Origin of the sequence: Paraburkholderia sediminicola (assembly GCF_046026855.1) — a bacterium.
GTDB classification, from domain to species: Bacteria; Pseudomonadota; Gammaproteobacteria; order Burkholderiales; family Burkholderiaceae; genus Paraburkholderia; species Paraburkholderia sediminicola_A.
Genome location: NZ_JAQQET010000010.1, coordinates 17,079 through 32,755 on the forward strand (window position 1 = coordinate 17,079; position 15,677 = coordinate 32,755).

The 15,677-nt window shown below is 60.2% G+C and carries 14 protein-coding genes; 8 read left to right on the plus strand and 6 right to left on the minus strand.

The features are described 5' to 3' along the window. Positions 1-83 precede the first annotated feature (83 nt). Positions 84-1,481, plus strand: coding sequence for an aspartate aminotransferase family protein (locus PQR40_RS12910; RefSeq protein ID WP_408336330.1), 1,398 nt, complete (start codon positions 84-86; stop codon positions 1,479-1,481). Between the two features lie 53 nt (positions 1,482-1,534). Further along, positions 1,535-2,032, plus strand: coding sequence for an Lrp/AsnC family transcriptional regulator (locus tag PQR40_RS12915; RefSeq protein WP_120295970.1), 498 nt, complete (start codon positions 1,535-1,537; stop codon positions 2,030-2,032). Between the two features lie 14 nt (positions 2,033-2,046). On the opposite strand, the gene lptD is transcribed toward PQR40_RS12915, so the two are convergent. The 3 genes from lptD to PQR40_RS12930 all read right to left on the minus strand — a co-directional run bounded on the left by lptD (position 2,047) and on the right by PQR40_RS12930 (position 5,052). Continuing rightward, positions 2,047-4,332, minus strand: a complete 2,286-nt coding sequence (gene lptD / locus PQR40_RS12920; RefSeq protein WP_408509111.1) for an LPS-assembly protein LptD — start codon at positions 4,330-4,332, stop codon at positions 2,047-2,049. Between the two features lie 146 nt (positions 4,333-4,478). Next, positions 4,479-4,877: a hypothetical protein gene (locus PQR40_RS12925; protein ID WP_408336324.1), complete on the minus strand. Its 399-nt coding sequence runs from the start codon at positions 4,875-4,877 to the stop codon at positions 4,479-4,481. Continuing rightward, a complete protein-coding gene (locus PQR40_RS12930; RefSeq protein ID WP_408229073.1) occupies positions 4,870-5,052 on the minus strand; it encodes a hypothetical protein in 183 nt (60 codons plus the stop codon). The genes PQR40_RS12925 and PQR40_RS12930 overlap by 8 nt, the downstream gene beginning before the upstream one ends. 336 nt (positions 5,053-5,388) lie before the next feature. Between PQR40_RS12930 and bamA the strand changes: the two genes are divergently transcribed. Both bamA and PQR40_RS12940 read left to right on the plus strand, forming a co-directional pair. Next, the gene (gene bamA, locus PQR40_RS12935; protein WP_408336321.1) at positions 5,389-7,698 is read left to right on the plus strand and encodes an outer membrane protein assembly factor BamA; all 2,310 of its coding nucleotides are present in this window, start codon (positions 5,389-5,391) and stop codon (positions 7,696-7,698) included. A 323-nt stretch (positions 7,699-8,021) separates the two neighbouring features. Beyond that, positions 8,022-8,801, plus strand: a complete 780-nt coding sequence (locus tag PQR40_RS12940; RefSeq protein WP_408509112.1) for a winged helix-turn-helix domain-containing protein — start codon at positions 8,022-8,024, stop codon at positions 8,799-8,801. Between the two features lie 150 nt (positions 8,802-8,951). On the opposite strand, the gene PQR40_RS12945 is transcribed toward PQR40_RS12940, so the two are convergent. Further along, positions 8,952-9,290, minus strand: coding sequence for a hypothetical protein (locus PQR40_RS12945; protein WP_408229082.1), 339 nt, complete (start codon positions 9,288-9,290; stop codon positions 8,952-8,954). 122 nt (positions 9,291-9,412) lie between these two features. Next, positions 9,413-9,646, minus strand: a complete 234-nt coding sequence (locus PQR40_RS12950) for a DUF2866 domain-containing protein (protein WP_408392633.1) — start codon at positions 9,644-9,646, stop codon at positions 9,413-9,415. 388 nt (positions 9,647-10,034) lie between these two features. On the opposite strand from PQR40_RS12950, the gene PQR40_RS12955 reads away from it, so the two are divergent. Further along, on the plus strand, positions 10,035-11,690 hold the full coding sequence (locus PQR40_RS12955) for an ATP-binding protein (RefSeq protein ID WP_408509113.1): 1,656 nt from the start codon (positions 10,035-10,037) through the stop codon (positions 11,688-11,690). A gap of 4 nt (positions 11,691-11,694) precedes the next feature. Next, positions 11,695-12,405 (plus strand): response regulator, encoded by a 711-nt coding sequence (locus PQR40_RS12960; protein WP_408509114.1) that lies wholly within the window; start codon positions 11,695-11,697, stop codon positions 12,403-12,405. A 56-nt stretch (positions 12,406-12,461) separates the two neighbouring features. Here the strand turns inward: PQR40_RS12960 and PQR40_RS12965 are convergent, their stop codons facing one another. Next, positions 12,462-13,394, minus strand: a complete 933-nt coding sequence (locus PQR40_RS12965; RefSeq protein WP_408509115.1) for a LysR substrate-binding domain-containing protein — start codon at positions 13,392-13,394, stop codon at positions 12,462-12,464. A gap of 144 nt (positions 13,395-13,538) precedes the next feature. On the opposite strand from PQR40_RS12965, the gene PQR40_RS12970 reads away from it, so the two are divergent. Beyond that, positions 13,539-14,621 (plus strand): tartrate dehydrogenase, encoded by a 1,083-nt coding sequence (locus PQR40_RS12970; protein WP_408206979.1) that lies wholly within the window; start codon positions 13,539-13,541, stop codon positions 14,619-14,621. 37 nt (positions 14,622-14,658) lie between these two features. Then, positions 14,659-15,660 carry a M14 family metallopeptidase gene (locus PQR40_RS12975; RefSeq protein WP_408509116.1) on the plus strand — a complete coding sequence of 334 codons (1,002 nt, stop codon included), beginning with the start codon at positions 14,659-14,661 and terminating at the stop codon, positions 15,658-15,660. Positions 15,661-15,677: the final 17 nt, after the last annotated feature.

Genomic DNA, 15,677 nt, shown 5'->3' on the forward strand with positions numbered 1-15,677 from the left:
GCAATTGTTTAGGTGAGCAGGTGATCGTCATGGGTCAGTAGTATGGAACGGTCAACAGCCCTTTTCCGCGACGAGAAACCATCATGCCGATCCATTCGCTCATTGAAGCCGACCGCAAGCATCTGATTCACCCGGTCATCAACTACCGCACGCACGAAGCCCGCGGCGTTACCGTCCTCGAGTCCGCCAACGGCGCGTTCCTGCGCGACGCGGCCGGCAACGAGCTGCTCGACGCCTTCTCCGGCCTGTGGTGCGTCAATGTGGGCTACGGTCAGCAGAGCATCGTCGACGTCGCCACCGAGCAGATGAAGAAACTGCCCTACGCCACCGGCTATTTCCATTTCGGCTCGGCCCCCGCGATCGAACTGGCGCAAAAACTGGTGGAAGTGTCGCCCGCTTCCCTCCAGCACGTGTATTTCACGCTCGGGGGTTCCGATGCGGTCGATTCGGCCATCCGTTTCATCACGCACTACTTCAACGCGACAGGCCGGCCGTCGAAGAAGCACATCATCGCGCTGCAACGCGGCTACCACGGCTCATCGACGATGGGCGCGGGGCTCACGGCGTTGCCCGCATTTCACCGCAATTTCGATCTGCCGCTGCCGAACCAGCATCATCTGCCCTCTCCGTACGCGTACCGCAACGATTTCGCCGACGACGCTGCGCTGATCGCCGCCTCGGTTGCCGCGCTCGACGCCAAGGTGGCCGAACTCGGCGCGGACAACGTTGCAGCCTTTTTCTGCGAACCGATTCAGGGCTCGGGCGGCGTAATCGTGCCGCCGGTCGGCTGGTTGAAAGCGATGCGTGAGCGTTGCCGTAAGCTCGGGATTCTGTTCGTCGCCGATGAAGTCATCACCGGATTCGGTCGTACGGGTCCGCTATTCGCGTGCCAGGGCGAAAACGTCGAACCGGATCTGATGACGGTGGCAAAGGGCTTGACCGCCGGCTATGCGCCGATGGGCGCCGTGCTGATGTCCGACGAAATCTATCAGGGCATTGCCGATGGCGACGCCGAAGCGGTTGTCGGTCACGGCCATACGTATTCGGCGCATCCGGTCAGCGCGGCAATCGGTCTTGAAGTGCTGCGCCTGTATCACGAAGGCGGCCTGCTCGCGAACGGCGTGGCCCGTGCCCCACGTTTTGCACGCGGCCTCGATGCGTTGCTCGCGCACCCGCTAGTGGGCGATTCGCGCCATCGCGGCCTGCTCGGTGCGCTTGAACTCGTATCGGACAAAGACAGCAAGGCAGGCTTCGATCCCGCGCTGAAACTGTCCGATCGGATCGCTGCCGCCGCGTATGAAAACCGCCTGATTTTCCGCGCGTTCGGCGACAATATTCTTGGTTTCGCGCCAGCGCTGTCGTACACGGAAGCGGAGTTCGACCTGATGTTCGAGCGCCTCGAAAAAACCCTCGACGACGTTCTCGGAGAAGCCGATGTCCGGGCCGCGCTGAAGGTCAAAATTCATGCCACTGCGTGCTAGAGTAGAGGGCCCTTCGAGACCCTTTTACCCATCGCCGGAGCGATAACGTTACGATGAGCAGCGACAGCAAGCTGGACCGGATTGACCTGCGCATACTTTCACAGTTGCAGAAGAAAGGCCGCATAACGAACGTCGAGCTTGCCGACGCGGTCGGCCTTTCGCCCAGTCCTTGCCTGATTCGCGTCAAGCGTCTGGAGAAAGCCGGCTACATCATCGGCTACGGTGCGCAGATCCAGCTCGAAAAACTCGGCGACGTGCAGATCGTGTTCACTGAAGTCACGCTCGCCGATCATCGGCGGGAAGACTTCATCAAGTTCGTGAATGCGATCAAAGACGTCGACGAGATCGTCGAGTGCCATCTGGCGAGCGGCGGCTATGACTATTTGCTGAAGTTCGTCACGCGTAGCGTGAGCCATTATCAAAGCATCGTCGAGGGCCTGCTGGAGCGCGATATCGGCATCGAGAAATATTTCAGCTACGTGATCATCAAGTCGCCGTTCGTGAAAAGTCACTACCCGCTCGAAACCTTGTTCTCGCAGAACCACAACTAGTACAAGAGCCTGTTCTACGGATAATCGCTAAACCGGGATACCGGTTCGCTTTCCGTTGTCGCGGGTGTATAACCCGGCACGCTCGCGCGAAACTGATTGAGCAAACCGTTATCGACCTGCGAAAAACCTTTGAGCTGGAGCTGCATCAACACGCGCGTGCCGGTGCTGGGCGACGTGGTTGAGCTCGTCGCGTTGGTGTATTTCTCGAACGCGACGCCGAGCGACCAGCAATCGGCATCGTATTGAAGCCCCAGCAAGCCTGCGATCAGCCGATGCGTGCTCATGTCGTAATTGACACGCGCGACACTGACCACGTTGTGCAATAGCGGCCATTGCTCCGACACGATGAACTGATTGACCGGTTGATAGTCGAGCGTGCTGTTGGCGCGCGTGTAGCGATACGCGACATTCAACACCTGTTTCGAGGCCGGCGACCAGCCAAAACCAGCTTCCGCATTTGTCAGGTAGTGGTTGGCCTGACTGTATTCCGCCGCCTGTTCCGCTGAAATGCCCGGGCCCACCTTGTACGACGCGCCGGCAATCACACTCGTGCGCGCAACGGTGCCGATTGGATCGTCTGTGTTGAGGGTCACGCGTGGTGTGCGAAAGTCGTACTGCTCCGCAAGGACGAAACGGGCCCGTTCGTCGCCGCTCGACGCATCGATGAAACGCGTCGTCAGTGCAGCCGTGAGACGGTTGGCATCGGACACCCGGTCATTGCCAACAAAGCTGTTGGGCATGAACAGTTCCGCCAGCCCGAAATCGGCGGTCGCCGTATCGAACAACGGCGCGAACGTCTGGTTGCGGTAAGGCGTATAGACATAGAACAGCCTCGGCTCGAGCGTCTGAATGTACGATTGCCCGAAGAGCCGCACGTTTCGTTCGAAGCGCATTCCCGAATCGAGGGTGAAGGTCGGCACGTTGACATCGAACGTCTTCGGCTGCCCGGCGGGCGCATCCGATCCGATTGTCGTCAGGTCATACGCGGCGAAATGCCATGCGAGCTTCGGCGTGATGAACCAGCCGGGACGCTCGATCGGATAGCTGACGTAAGGGTTGAAAACGAAGCGGCTGCCCTGTGTCGCGTCGGCCGACGAGATCGTGAAGCGCGTCGCATCCGCTTCGGCGCCGAAGTCGAAACCTCCCACGTTGTAGCGCGCGTACTTAACATTGACCTGCGGTTCGCGGTTATAGGTCGAGTCGCTTGTAAAAGCCTGCCAACGTTGCTCGCGAGCCAGCACGCTCCACGGCCCGTTTGAGTAAGTCAAACCCGCTTCCTGCTGATACAGCGTGGTGGACCCCGTGGGAAATGCGATACCCGAGGCGAGATCGGTCACCACCGTCGAGTCCGACACCCGGTTGTAGTTCACGTAAGCGCCAAAGCCTGAGCCCAGTTTCCAGGTCTGATTCAGCGCGATCGAATAACGGTCGGTTTTCGTGATCTCATCGTGTGGCAACCACGCAACCGAGATCGTTCCCGAATCGTTCGGCTGCAGATAGCGGTAGTCCGCCGTCAACATCTCGCCTCGTTTCGACATGATGCGAGGCGTCAGCGTCAGATCGTAGTTCGGCGCGAGATTGAAGTAATACGGTAACGCGACGTCGACGCCATTGGTCGAACTCATCGAGAACGTCGGCGGCAGGAAACCGCTGCGCCGCGCGCCGGACAAGGGAAACGATAGCCACGGGCTCGCCATCAGCGGCACACCCTGGAAAAACAGCACACCGTTGTGCGCGATCCCCTCGTCACTGCCGCTATCGATATCGAATTCGGATGCCTTCAGATACCACGCGGGATCCGACTCGCATTGGCAGGTGCTATACGTACCGTGGTGAACAACGGTGCGCTCGTTATCGACCAGATCCACCCGCTGGGCGCTACCCCACCCTCCGGTCAGATGAAACCGGTATTTGGGCACGCTCATGTAGCCTTCATTGGCGTCGACGTAAAAATGCGCGTCGGGGCCGTCGAACACGTTGCCATTGTCGACCAGCCGCACCTGCCCATAGGCATCGACCTTGTCACTATCGACGTCGTAGTGCAACGCATCGCCCTTAACGATCGACGCATAGCGCCGCAGTTGCGCGTGACCTTTCAGCGCAACGTCCGTGTCGGTCGTCGTGGTCACCGAATCGGCAATGACCGAGGTAACGGGTTTGTCGCCCGGCCGTAAGAGCTGCTCGGTCAGTTGCGGATCAAGCCGCAGGCTCCAGACGCCGTCGAGCGGTTCCGGGATCGCAGACGCGCCGACCAGTTGCGCATATCCGGCAAGCGGCACGCATCCCGCCGTACCCAGCATGAAAGAAACGAGAGGCCTTAAGCGTAGGCGTCGAAATACACCGCGTAGTATCAAAACAGGTAAGTATTGGAAAGGATGGCAGATGCAGTAAGGCGAACCAAAGCCCTGACTTGCGTCAGGATGAACAGCGGCGAGTGCGCCTGGCGCTATTGGAGTGTGACGTCGTTAGCGCGGGGTTCCGCCACGCCTGCCCCGCTCGCTGCACCACCCAACGCCTGCAGCAAATAGGGAATCTGGTCCGCGGGCAACGAAAACGATAATCCCGCGGTACCGGATAGACGGAAACGGATCACCACCATTTCCATACCGTTCAGCCTGCCGACTTCCCAGCCCTGGCAGTGCAAGGCGAAACCCATTTCCTGATTGTTATGAATCACGCGGTCGGCGTGCTCGATGGCATTCGGCAGCGCCACCAGCAGCTCCTTGAGCACCGAACGGTGAAGTGCCGCCGTGGGCTGATTGCCGTGTATCAGCAGATATTGGCCATCCGCTGTCAATTGCATGTCGGTGATCGAATTCAGCATGAAGGTCGACGGCTCAGACACGGCGTGCACCCTCCTGCGTGCCCACGGCGTGGTCAACTGCACTGCTCTCCGCCGCGCTGCCGGGCACGTCGCGCAGCGTACGCATCGACGCCATGGCCAGATGCATTGAAAAGATCGGCGATGAACTGACGCGCAGGACAGCCGAAAGAACCGCCGGTGAAAGAAATTCGATCATGATCAGCTCTCCAAAGGGTGCTACGAAGGTAGCGGAAGTTGACCATTTCACGATACCAGCGCAAGCACGGCGCCAGGTTACGCGCGCACTACGCCCGCTTTGGATCTGTAACGCATTATTTCGACACGCCCGTTGTAATCCGCGCCAGCCTGAGCAGGCGCGCGCTGCGCACGTCAGCAAGCCTAATGGGCGGAAATTTTTCAGCGGCGGTTAGCACCGAAACACGATCCTATACTTCGCGCTTTCCCGGGCAATGGAACGTCGTTTCGAATGCATCGCTCGCTGTCGAGCGTTCTCGTTTGCGCTTCGCGCGCTGCATCAGGACAGAACCCCAAGATGAATCTTCAAGCTTTAACGAGCCGTATCGTGGGCGCGCTCTCGCTCGCCGGCATCACGCTGACCACCGGGGCGGCCCACGCCGCACAGCCTTTCGTCGTGACAGACATCCGGATAGAAGGACTCAAACGCATCGAACCCGGCACCCTGCTTGCCTATCTTCCGATCAAACAAGGCAGCATGTTTAGCGACGACAAGGCCTCAGAAGCCATTCGCGCACTCTATGCCACCGGCTTCTTCAACGAAGTACGCATTTCGGCTGAAGGCAATATCGTCGTCGTTCAGGTTCAGGAACGTCCGGCGGTGGGTACGATCGACTTCGCCGGTATTCATGAATTCGACAAGGAAAACCTGACCAGGGCGCTCAGTTCGGTTGGGTTGTCGCAAGGCCGCTACTACGACAAGGCGCTGGTCGATAAATCCGAGCAGGAACTGAAGCGCCAGTATCTGACGCGCGGATATTACGCCGCCGAGGTCACCACCACGATCACGCCGATCGACCGCAACCGGGTGGCGATACTGTTCTCGGTCGCCGAAGGCCCGAGCGCGAAGATCCGCCAGATCAACTTCATCGGCAATAGCGTATTCAGCACGGACACGTTACGCGACGAAATGCAGATGTCCACGCCGAACTGGTTCTCCTGGTACACGAAGAACGACCTGTACGCAAAAGACAAACTGACCGGTGACCTGGAGCACATTCGCTCGTACTACCTGAACCGCGGCTATCTGGAGTTCAACATCGAGTCGACCCAGGTATCGCTTACGCCGGACAGGAAGGAGATGTATCTCACGGTCACGCTGCATGAAGGCCAGCCGTATACGATTTCGTCGATCAGGCTCGCGGGCAACCTGCTGGATCGCGAGGCGGAACTGACCAGACTGGTCAACATCAAACCCGGCGAACGTTTCTCCGCTGAAAAACTTCAGGCCGCCACCAAGGCCATTGTCGACAGACTGGGCGAATATGGTTATGCGTTCGCCACGGTCAATGCCTTGCCGAAGATCGATCAGGAACATCATACGGTCGATCTCACGCTGCAAGTGGACCCGAGCCGCCGTGTGTACGTGCGTCACGTCAACGTGGTCGGTAACACACGCACGCGCGACGAAGTAGTGCGCCGCGAAATGCGGCAACTCGAAAGCTCATGGTTCGATTCGAACCGGCTCGCGTTGTCGAAAGACCGGGTCAACCGCCTTGGCTACTTCACCGATGTCGACGTGACCACGGTGCCCGTGGAGGGCTCGCCGGATCAGGTGGATGTAGACGTGAAAGTGACCGAAAAACCGACCGGTGCGATCACGCTGGGCGCGGGCTTTTCGTCGACGGACAAGGTGGTGTTGTCGGCCGGCATCTCGCAGGACAATGTGTTCGGTTCCGGCACCAGTCTCGCCTTGAACGTGAACACGGCAAAGACGTACCGTACCTTGACGCTCACCCAGGTCGACCCATACTTCACGGTGGACGGCATCAAGCGGATCACCGACGTCTATTACCGCACCAGCTATCCGCTCTATTACTATACGGATACGAGTTTCAAGATCGTTACCGTGGGCGCGGATCTGAAGTTCGGCATTCCGTTTTCCGAAGCCGACACCGTCTATTTCGGCGTCGGCCTCGAGCAGAACCGCTTGTCTATCGATTCCTCCACGCCTCAGAGCTACAAGGATTACGTCGCCGAATTCGGTCATGTGGTGAACAATGTGCCGATCACGACAGGCTGGGCCCGCGACAATCGCGACAGCGCGTTGGTACCTAGCCGCGGCTATTTCCTGCAGGGCAATAGCGAGGTCGGTACACCCGCAGGCGGCACCGAGTATTACAAGGCGGACCTTCAGGCGCAGTATTACTATTCATTCTCACGCGGGTTCATTCTCGGTCTGAATCTTCAGGGCGGCTACGGCAACGGCTTTGACGGAAAGGTCTATCCGATCTTCAAGAACTACTACGCGGGCGGCATCGGCTCGGTACGCGGCTATGAATCGGGTTCGCTCGGACCGACCGATAAAACGACCGGCGATCCGATCGGCGGCTCGCGCATGGCCGTGGCCAATGTCGAGATGACATTCCCGCTGCCCGGCAGCGGCTGGGACCGAACGCTGCGCGTCTTCACCTTCCTCGATGCGGGTAACGTCTGGGGCAGCGAAGGCAACAGCACAGGCGCCAACGGATTGCGATACAGCTACGGCGCGGGTCTCGAGTGGATTTCGCCGATCGGCCCGCTCAAGCTGTCGCTTGGCTTCCCGTTGATCAAACATTCCACCGACAAGTACCAGGTATTCCAGTTCCAGATCGGCACATCGTTCTGATCAGCTACGACCGCGGTCGTTGTATAGCGACCGCGGGTGTCACATAGCCAGTTCTGTCGTATTGCCAGGCGCCTGCCTGACATGAATCGCTTCGCGGCCCGTTCAAAGCGCCGCATCTTCGCCCTCCTGCTCCGACTTCACAAAGTCTCCTCAAATTCGCCATTGTTGCTGCGACATTAGTACTTATCATTTGCTCATCATCAGGGTGACCGCATACGGTCCGCCTTCTGAGTTCGATATGTCGTTCCAAAGTGGCGAGTTACCGGCCGTGAATATCGCACGGACTGCCTTCGTCGATTCCGGTTTGGAGGTATTGCAGAATCATGACTATCAGCCTTCTTGTAGTCGAACCGGATCAATCAGTCCGGGATCAGTTGCGCTTTCACCTTCACAAGAATCAGATCACGCTCTCAGTACTGTATAGCGCGGCTCAGCTTGTCAGCAGGGTGGAACTGGAGTGTCCGTCTGCGATTCTATTGCGCGCCGAGTCGCCGATGGCGGAGGCGCGAGAGGCGCTGCGGCAACTGCGCTTAGGGGGCTACGACATGCCCATCTTCGTCCAAAGCACCTCCGATGAGATCGTCGACAAAATCGTCGCTTTCGAATTGGGTGCGGACGACTATATCGTCGACCCCGTCGATCCATACGAATTGACCGCCAGGATCAAGCGCGCCGTGCAACGCAACAACCGGGCGCTTTGCGATGCGCCGGAAATCCGTGAGAAGGTGTCGTTCGGCAGCTACCAGATAGACTTTGCTACACGACGTCTGGTCAAGGACGGCTGCGAAATCTCGCTGCGATCCGGCGAATTTGCCTTACTCAAACTATTCGCAAGCAATCCGATGCGAATATTGACCCGCTCGATGGTCAACAGCCAGCTAGGAAGGGCGGAGAGTCAGAAGGCCAGCCTGGATGTTGCAGTCTGCCGCTTGCGTGGCGTAATAGAGGCCGATCCGTCCGCCCCCAGGTTCATTCAGACCTTGCGCGGACGAGGCTATATGTTTGTGCCATCGTCGGAATCATCGTCCACGCATGGAGCGCGCGAAAACGCGAGTATTGCCGGACACAGGGAGTTTGGCGAACGAAGCATCGAGGCCGTATAACGGCCGGATCGACTTGAAGAACGATTGATTTGCAACTCGCGTCGTAGAAAAGATATAACGCCTACGTTGCACGATGGAGGGTACTGAGAGATGCCCGTGAGCAGCATCGTGTAGCGCTTTTCATGCATGCTGCTATGCAGCCATGCAATCCTACTTCTGACCTTCCGCCACGGCTAGCTGCATGATGGGTAACGTCATTGCGGCGTCGATCACGTCGATTATGTCTGAGTCGCCGAAATAATCGGCATACATGTCACCGGTCGCTGCCAGCAAGCCACCGAACCCGTAGTGGAAATCCGCTGGAACGATTGGCCTGAACCCCGAGGCATAGTGGGGCCGTGAGGCGCACCCGCGCAGATCATCCCCGATACCCGGCGGGCCGCTGCCATTACCGGGTGCAAAAGCATTGGCGCCCTCCAGGCGCAACCCATGGAGGATCGAAGGAGAACAGATCGACGCCACGGCCAGAACGAGTATGAGGATACGCATAGGGGAATGCTCAGAGTTGATCTTGGGAGTCAGACAGCCATAGGACACCGAAGTTTTTTTGGCTAAATTACAATCCCTTCCTGATTGACTGAAATGCTTGCGACAACGAGATTAGACAGCGCTCAGGCGCGCCGCAGACGCACGCGGCCCGCAGGCGTGGCGGGGTCGTCCGTCAGGGTATGACGCTGGCCGCTGCGATGCAGACGCACACACTCCCTGATTTCGGCCACGGTCGCGTCGCCTCGCACGGCAATGCAGGAATACTCGCCGCTGCGGTCGATCCACTCGACGATCCGGCAACACTCGCCCCACAGTTGCATGAGCGGCGCGGAAACGCGGCAACCGCGTATCTTCACGACGTCTGCTGCCCGTGCTGCACTAACACCGTTTTCAGCCTTGCCGCGAGCGCTGGCAGTGGCGGCTGACTTTCGGCCGGGCCGGAAACCGCGCGACTCGGCGTGGCTTACAGATGAGGCGACTTGCATGAGAATGCTCCACTGACGGAACTGACCACCGGAGATGGCCTCTTTGTCAGGCCACCGTAAAAGTGCCGTACCATCATAGCCAGACAACGCGCAGACACAGCGAAGAAAGGATGGAGAAGTTGTGGAGATTCGCCGGCAACCGCGGATTGACCTGGCATTCATCTAAAATTCAGCCATGCAAAGTGAAACCGTCCGAATTCGTCCAGGCCGCCCTTTCGGGACCTTTCTTTCGCGCATCCGGCAACAGCCGCGACTCAACATGCGCTTTGGCATTACCTGGAAGATGTTCCTCGCAGTACTGGTCGCCTGCCTGGCGATTTCTTTAACAATGGGCTACGCCCTGCGCGTGAGCTTCGAAAACGGCTTCCTGCACTATGTTCGGGAGCGCAACGCCGGACGCATCAAGGCCGTCATGGCGAAGGTCACCAGCGAATACGCCGCTCACGGCAACTGGAATTTCCTGCGGGATCATCCCGACGCATGGCTCGCGCTGCTGGACGGCGCCGCCCATGACGCCCTGCGCGAAGAACTCGCCACCGCGCAGACAGGCAAGCTTCCGGGCTGGCGAACCTTTCCCGGGAGCGGCAGCGTCCAGCAACTGCTCGGGCCGCTCTCAGGCCCGTCCGAAGGTCCGCACTGGGGCATGCGCCTGCCACCGGCGCCGCCGTCCAATGCGGACATCGCAATGGACCGGGACCGTGTTTCGGCAAGCAGTGTCGTGAGCGGCGACAGTCGCTATGACCGGGCGCCCCCTCCAGCCCCTTTGATGCCGCCGCCCTCCTCGCCACCGTCGCGTGACGGTGCGGCTCGTGATACGCCGCCCGAGGGGCCGCCCGTCACACTCTTCGACGCCAGCCACGAACTCGTGGCGAGCACCGGCCAGCCGCCGCCCCCCGGCAGCACAATGAGACCGGTTGTCTACGGCGGCAAGGTAGTGGGCTGGCTTGCCGTAAGCGGACCCGACACCCTTTCGGACGCTGCGGACATCGCATTCCAGGCGCAGCAGAAGCGCGCGACCTGGGAGATCGCGGGTGTCGCTGTCGTGCTCGCGGCGCTCGTCGCGCTAGTACTGGCGCGCATCGTTCTCGCGCCGGTGAAGCGCTTGATGAATGCGACCCACCGGCTTGCCGGCGGAGACTACACAACGCGGGTGCCGGCCGGCAGACGCGACGAGCTTGGCCGGCTCGCGGGCGACTTCAACGTATTGGCCGATTCGCTGCAAAAAACCGAGCGCTCCAGGCGCGATTTCATTGCGGATATTTCACACGAGTTGCGCACACCGCTCGCCGTGCTCCGCGGCGAACTGGAAGCCATAGAAGACGGGGTCCATGTGTTCAACCGCGATTCGCTCACTTCGCTGCAAACTGAAGTGAACATGCTCAACAAGCTCATCGAGGACCTATACGAGCTCTCTCTGAGCGACGTCGGCGCACTCAGCTATCGCAAGACCCCGACCCATGTCGGGCAACTGGCGCGGGCTTCGATCGAGGCCATGCGGGAGTCGTTCAAGGCGAAACGAATCGAGCTCGACCTGAGCTGCGCGCCGGAAATGGCCAGCACCACTTTCGCGGTCGATCCCGCGCGTTTCGTACAACTGCTGAAAAATCTGCTGCAGAATTCTTTGCGTTATACCGATCCGGACGGCCACGTGCAGGTGTCGCTTTCGCAGAGCGCCAGCGGTTGGCAACTTGACGTGCAGGACTCGCTGCCCGGTGTGCCCGAGGTCGCCCTCAAACACCTGTTTGACCGTTTCTATCGCGTGGACGAATCACGCAGCCGTCAGAACGGTGGCGCGGGTCTGGGCCTTTCGCTATGTCACGCTATAGTGACGGCGCATGGCGGCACGATCGACGCCCGTGACTCGCCACTAGGCGGCGTCTGGATCACTGCCCGCTTTCCGCCGGAAGGAGACTGACAACATGAACGAAGGGCACCCGCCGCACATCCTGATCGTTGAGGATGAACCGAAGCTCGCCGCCGTGCTCGAAGCGTATTTGCACCTCGAGGGCTTCGCCACCACGATCCTCGACGACGGCCACCAGGTAATGCCTTTCATTCGCTCAACGCCGCCGGCGCTGATGCTGCTCGACCTCATGCTGCCCGGGCGCAGCGGCATGGATATTTGCCGCGAGCTACGGCAATTTTCCGTATTGCCCGTCATTATCCTGACCGCACGTATCGACGAAATCGACCGCCTGCTGGGTCTCGAGATCGGTGCCGACGATTACGTCTGCAAGCCATTCAGCCCCCGCGAAGTGGTAGCGCGCGTCAAGGCGATCCTGCGCCGTGCAACACCTGCCGCCGCGAATGCGACTACGACAGCGGACGGTTTGCCACCGGCGCCACACGGCCTCGAAGTCGACGAGCAGTTTCATCGTGCCTTACTCGACGGCAAGGAGCTCAAGCTCACGCCTCTTGAATTGCGGCTCCTCGCGCTGCTGATGAAATCGCCGGGACGCATTTTTCCCCGCGACTACCTGCTGAGTCATCTCTATGCGGATCACCGGGTGGTCACCGACCGCACGATCGACAGCCATATCAAGAACCTGCGCCGCAAGCTGCAGGGAGCCCGGCCGGATAGCGAGCCTATCGCGTCGGTGTACGGCGTGGGTTACCGCCTGGAACTCTGATCTGTAGGGCCAGACGCCTGAATGCCGTTCTCATCGGGCGCCAGGCAGGCTTGAATTCAGGTCGCCGGCGGCGTCTCAGGCGGTGGACTCCATTGCGCGAACTCCTCGCTCAGAAAGTCGACACACACCCGCACTTTCGCCGACTGCGCGAGCCGCGCCGGGTACACCGCCCACAGGTTCGCCGGTTGCGTGACCTCGGGCAGAACCTGCTGCAACTGGCCGCTGTCGAGCAGTGGCCGCACATCCCACATCGAACGCAGCACGATCCCGCGCCCCGCCATCGCCCATTGCACCGCCACTTCGCCGTGATTGGTCGACAACGGTCCCGTGACCTTGATCGACGCCGCTTCGCCGCGCACATTCAACCGCCACAGACCGAACGGATGGTCGCGCTCCTTGATCGCGAGACACGCGTGCGACGACAGATCAGCGAGTTGCCTCGGCGTGCCATGCCGCGCAAGATAGCCGGGCGACGCGCACAGCACCCGATGATTCGACGCCAGCCGTTTGGCAATCAGATGCGGCGCGATTTCGTCGCCAATGCGGATATCGAGGTCGAAGCCTTCGCCCCCCACGTCGACGAGACGGTCGAACAGATCGAGCCGCACGCTCAATTGCGGATACCGCTCGGAGAACCGGGCCAGCGCGGGCGCGACGAAACGGCGGCCAAATCCGAAGCTGCTTGAAATACGCAGCTTGCCGCCCGGAATGCGGCGCGTGGTGGAGACGTCTTCCACCAGTTGGTCGACGTCGTCGAGAATCTTTTCGGCCCACGTATAGACACGCTCGCCGGCCTCGGTAATCGCGACGCGCCGGGTGGAACGGTGCAATAAACGCGTACCGAGCGTAGTCTCGAGCACGTTGATGCGTTTGCTGACATACGCCGCGGACACCGACAGCGCCTCCGCCGCCGCGCTGAAGCTCGATTTGCGCGCCACTTCACAAAACACACGCAAATCGCCGAGGTCGGGTGACGGATTGGCATTCATAGGTCGCCTGGTCGCAAATGAGTTTGTACACGAATCGTGCACAGTGACTTAACTAAAGCGACTATTTTATGCTCAAACGGCAGGAATAAAATAAGCCCCGTCGAATCGTTGAAACGTCGAACGCCTTAATGGAGGAGCAGGAACATGTCGAAGACCTATCGGATTGCGGTCATACCCGGCGACGGTATCGGCGTCGAAGTGATGCCGGAAGCCATTCGCGTGCTGGATACAGTAAAAAAGCGCTTCGGCATCGAGCTGGAGTATCAGCACATCGAATGGGCAAGCTGCGATTACTACGCCAAACACGGCAAGATGATGCCGGACGACTGGAAAACCCAGTTGCAATCCGCCGACGCGATTCTGTTCGGCGCGGTCGGCTGGCCCGACACGGTGCCCGACCATATCTCGTTGTGGGGCTCGCTGCTGAAATTCCGGCGTGAGTTCGATCAGTACATCAACCTGCGCCCTGCCCGGCTCTTCGCTGGCGTGCCTTCGCCGCTCGCGGGCCGCAAGGCGGGCGACATCGATTTCTGGATCGTTCGCGAAAACACCGAAGGCGAATATTCGTCGGTGGGCGGCGTGATGTTCGAAGGCACGGAGCGTGAGTTCGTGCTGCAGGAATCCGTGTTCACGCGGCACGGCAGCGAGCGCGTGCTGAAGTTCGCGTTCGATCTCGCGCAACGGCGCGAACGCAAGAAGATCACCGTGGCGACGAAGAGCAACGGCATCGCGATCAGCATGCCGTGGTGGGACAAATGCGCGGCCGGTGTCGCGGCGCAATATCCGGATGTGACGTGGGACAAGCAGCATATCGACATTCTCTGCGCGCGCTTCGTGCTGAACCCGGACCGTTTCGACGTGGTCGTCGCAACCAATCTGTTCGGCGACATCCTGTCCGATCTCGGTCCTGCCTGCACGGGCACGATCGGCCTCGCACCGTCGGGCAATCTGAATCCGGAGCGCAAGTTTCCGTCGCTGTTCGAACCGGTGCACGGTTCGGCGCCCGACATCGCCGGCAAGAACATCGCCAATCCGATTGCGATGATCTGGTCGGCCGCCATGATGCTCGACTTCCTCGGCAATCACGAAGGTACGGAACGTGAGGCGCACGACGCGATTCTCGCGGCGATCGAAGCGACGCTGATCGAAGGCCCGCATACCGGCGACCTCGGCGGCAAGGCGAACACCACCGAGGTCGGTCAGGCAATCGCGGCGAAACTCGCCTGAGCCTCTCGACCCCAACCTTCTGCAAGGACCCTCTCGAATGAGCATGGAAGCCTATCCCATCGAAGTCGAATTCCCCGATATTTCGGCACACGAACAGTCGTCGTCCGGCATCGCCTACGTTCATACGTTCGACTCGGGCGTGCCGGGACCGCATGTGATGATCAACGCGCTCACGCACGGCAACGAAGTGTGCGGCGCGATCGTCGTCGACGAACTGCTGCGCCGCGCTTTGAGGCCGCGTCGCGGGCGCCTGACGCTAGGCTTTGCGAACGTCGCTGCCTATCAGCGCTTCGATTCAACAAAGCCCGATGCCGCCCGCTTCGTCGATCAGGACTTCAATCGCGTGTGGACCGCCGCAGTGCTCGACGATACGTCGCGCACGTCGAGCGAATTGGCCCGCGCACGCGAGATGCGCCCGGTGATCGACACGGTCGACGCGCTGCTCGATCTGCATTCGATGCATGAGAAGTGCAAGCCGCTGATCGTGGCGGGACCGCTGCAGAAAGGCATTGACCTTGCCGTGCGTCTCGGCACACCCGCCACGGTAATCTGCGACGAGGGCCATCCCGAAGGCCGCCGCATGCGTGATTACGAGGGCTTCGGCGACGCCGATAGCACGAAAAACGCGTTGCTGATTGAATGCGGTCAGCACTGGGAGCAAAGCGCGGTTGCCGTGGCGCGCGATACGACCGCACGCTTCCTGCTGCTGGCCGGCGTGGTCGACGAAGCCGATCTGCCGGACGGCTGGCTGGCGCCGCTGCCACCCGTTCAGCACATCGTCCGCGTGACGCAGCCGGTGGTGGCGACCAGTATGGATTTTCGTTTCGCGGCGCCCTACACCGGCCTGGAAATCTTTCCGGATGCGGGCGCGGTTATCGGCTGGTCGAACGGCGAAGCAGTAACCACGCCTTACGACAACTGCATGCTCGTGATGCCGTCGCTGCGGCAATTACGCCCAGGCGTCACCGTCGTGCGGCTGGGCAGGATCGAACAAACCGTGACGAACGCAAATACGAGTACGAACACGAGCGGCCGGTGAACCGGCTCAGGCACATT

Excerpts from the sequence above, each read along its gene's own strand:
- PQR40_RS12975 (WP_408509116.1), top strand. The coding sequence starts at position 14,659 with ATGAGCATGGAAGCCTATCCCATCGAAGTCGAATTCCCCGATATTTCG.
- PQR40_RS12965 (WP_408509115.1), bottom strand. The coding sequence starts at position 13,394 with ATGAATGCCAATCCGTCACCCGACCTCGGCGATTTGCGTGTGTTTTGT.
- PQR40_RS12970 (WP_408206979.1), top strand. The coding sequence starts at position 13,539 with ATGTCGAAGACCTATCGGATTGCGGTCATACCCGGCGACGGTATCGGC.
- PQR40_RS12940 (WP_408509112.1), top strand. The coding sequence starts at position 8,022 with ATGACTATCAGCCTTCTTGTAGTCGAACCGGATCAATCAGTCCGGGAT.
- PQR40_RS12945 (WP_408229082.1), bottom strand. The coding sequence starts at position 9,290 with ATGCGTATCCTCATACTCGTTCTGGCCGTGGCGTCGATCTGTTCTCCT.
- PQR40_RS12930 (WP_408229073.1), bottom strand. The coding sequence starts at position 5,052 with ATGATCGAATTTCTTTCACCGGCGGTTCTTTCGGCTGTCCTGCGCGTC.
- PQR40_RS12915 (WP_120295970.1), top strand. The coding sequence starts at position 1,535 with ATGAGCAGCGACAGCAAGCTGGACCGGATTGACCTGCGCATACTTTCA.
- bamA (WP_408336321.1), top strand. The coding sequence starts at position 5,389 with ATGAATCTTCAAGCTTTAACGAGCCGTATCGTGGGCGCGCTCTCGCTC.
- lptD (WP_408509111.1), bottom strand. The coding sequence starts at position 4,332 with ATGCTGGGTACGGCGGGATGCGTGCCGCTTGCCGGATATGCGCAACTG.
- PQR40_RS12960 (WP_408509114.1), top strand. The coding sequence starts at position 11,695 with ATGAACGAAGGGCACCCGCCGCACATCCTGATCGTTGAGGATGAACCG.
- PQR40_RS12910 (WP_408336330.1), top strand. The coding sequence starts at position 84 with ATGCCGATCCATTCGCTCATTGAAGCCGACCGCAAGCATCTGATTCAC.
- PQR40_RS12955 (WP_408509113.1), top strand. The coding sequence starts at position 10,035 with ATGCGCTTTGGCATTACCTGGAAGATGTTCCTCGCAGTACTGGTCGCC.